Consider the following 2322-nt stretch of genomic DNA (forward strand, 5'->3'; position numbering starts at 1 on the left):
CGGCTATGCGCAGCTGGCTGGCGCCAGCGCCGAGAACCGACCAGCGGAACTGGTCGCCGAACAGCCGGTCGGCAGTGCGCTTCATATGGGCGACGTCTTCGGGATGGGTGCCGATGCCGCCGAGCAGTCCGAACACCGACTGCACGAAGAAAGGCGGCTTCACCAGCCCGCGGTCGGCGAAGTGCGAGAGGTTGTAGAGATGGGCGATGTCGTAGCACTCGAACTCGAAGCGCGTGCCGTTGTCGTAGCAGGTCGCCAGGATGTACTCGATGTCCTTGAACGAGTTGCGAAAGACGAGGTCGCGGGTCGCTTCCAGATGCGGCTTTTCCCAGTCGAATTTGAAGGTCTCGTATTTGTCGGCGAGGTGATAGAGCCCGAAATTGATCGAGCCCATATTGAGCGAGGCGACTTCCGGTTTGAACTGGGCGGCCGGGCGCACGCGCTCCTCGACCTTCATGTACGGGCTGCCACCGGTGGTGATGTTGATGGCGGCGTTGGTGCCTTGCTTGACGCGCGGCAGGAAGCGAGCGAAGGCCTCCGGCGTCTGGTCGGGCTTGCCGGTTTCCGGATCGCGCGCATGCAGATGCAGGATTGCGGCACCGGCTTCGGCAGCCGCGATCGCCTCCGAGGCGATCTGGTCTGGCGTGATCGGCAGATAAGGCGACATCGTCGGCGTGTGGATGGCACCTGTCACCGCGCAGGTGATGATGACCTTGCCCTTGGTCTGTGCAGGCCCCGGCTTGCGGCTGGTTTGCGTCATTCTCCGAACTCCTGATCCGATTTTCTCTTGTGGGCGGCGAGCGCCATGAGCCGGCGGTCACGCCACACCTGCCGGTCGCCCAGGCTTTGCTGTGGCAGTCGCTTGCGGCGATCAGCCTCGACCGTGTCGATGACCTTGCCGGCCCAGTCGACGCGTCGCTGCGTCTGGGGAAAGATGTTGGAATAGATGCCCTGATAACGCTCGACATAGTCGCGCACGCCGCCAGGCGCATTGAGATCGATGGTCTCGAATGGACCCATGAACGACCAGCGCAGCGCCAGCCCGTCGCGGATGCCGATGTCGACATCCTCGACACTGGCGTAGCCGTCGGCGACAAGCCGGAAAGCCTCCTCCAGCAATGCGCCTTGCAGGCGGTTCATGATGAAGCCGTCGAGTTCGCGGTTCATCACCAGGGGCGCATGACCGGCGTCGATGAGGAAGGCGCGGGTTGTCTCGACCGTCTCGGCGGACGTCCATGGCGCCGGCACGATTTCGGCCGCCGGAATGAGATAGGGCGGGTTGATCGGATGCACGACCAGGCAGCGCTGCCGCCCTTGCAGATGGTCGGTGAATTTCGACGGCAACAGCGCCGAGGTGGAACTGGCGATGACTGTTTGCGGATCGGCAAGGCTGTCGATCAGCGAGAACACCTCCCGCTTCACCTCGAGGTTTTCAGGCGTGTTCTCCTGGATATGGACCGCACCAGCCAGCGCCTCTGCCAGCTCGGCGACAATGGTGATCCGGCCGAGCACGGCGTCGACCGCCTGTCCCCGCAACAGGTCGTTCCGGGCGAGATCACCGAGCACGCCGGCAATGTAGTCGCGGGCGCCACCCGTGGCAGTGGGCAACTGGTCCCACATCCGCACATCATGGCCGGCGCGGGCAAAGCTGATTGCCCAGGCCCGCCCGATGAACCCGCTTCCGACAATTGCGACATTGGCCATGGATAGGCTCCTCAAAGTGTTTCGACATTGCCGTCGACGCCGAGCGACTGGCCGGAAATGTTGATCCCCGCATCGGAGAGCAGGAAGGCGACCATCGACGCCACATCATAGGGGCTGGTCATGCGGCGCAGCGAGATGTTTTGGAGATAACGATCCGTCATCTCTTCGTGGCTGATGCCGACCTGCTTGGCGCGCGCCGAGATAACACCTTCGATGCGGGGCCCCTCGATGATGCCGGGCAGGATGGCGTTGACCCTGATGGCGTGCGGTCCGAGCTCCTTGGCGAGACTCTGCGTGAAACCGATGACACCGAACTTGGCCGCCGAATAGGGTGTGCGGAAGGCGTAGCCATGGCGGCCGGCGGCAGACGACATCGAGACGATCGAACCACCGCCCGCCGCCTTGATCAGCGGCACGGCGCGCCGAGCGCACAGGAACTGGCCGGTCAGGCAGATGTCGATGCAGCGCCGCCAGTCGGAAGGGTCGATCTCGTCGACACCGCCTGTCGGCCCGGCAATGCCGGCATTGTTGATCAACGCATCGAGCCCGCCGAGTTTTTTCTCGACCGCCTCGAACAGGCGGTCGACATCCTCGTCGCGCGAGACATCGGCCTTGACC

The 2322-nt window shown here is 63.9% G+C and carries 3 protein-coding genes; all 3 read right to left on the minus strand.

What is annotated here, in order from left to right; all coding sequences use genetic code 11:
- Positions 1-760: 3-keto-5-aminohexanoate cleavage protein (locus EN984_RS25195; protein WP_164765632.1), on the minus strand; the 760-nt coding region annotated here is incomplete at its 3' end.
- Positions 757-1704, minus strand: a complete 948-nt coding sequence (locus EN984_RS25200; RefSeq protein ID WP_127268275.1) for a 3-hydroxyacyl-CoA dehydrogenase — start codon at positions 1702-1704, stop codon at positions 757-759. The genes EN984_RS25200 and EN984_RS25195, both read right to left, overlap by 4 nt.
- Before the next feature lie 11 nt (positions 1705-1715).
- Positions 1716-2322, minus strand: a 607-nt coding sequence (locus tag EN984_RS25205) for an SDR family oxidoreductase (RefSeq protein ID WP_245480115.1), incomplete at its 5' end; no start/stop codon positions are given.

Origin of the sequence: Mesorhizobium sp. M7A.F.Ca.CA.004.12.1.1, assembly GCF_003997835.1 — a bacterium.
In the GTDB taxonomy this organism is placed as follows: Bacteria; Pseudomonadota; Alphaproteobacteria; order Rhizobiales; family Rhizobiaceae; genus Mesorhizobium.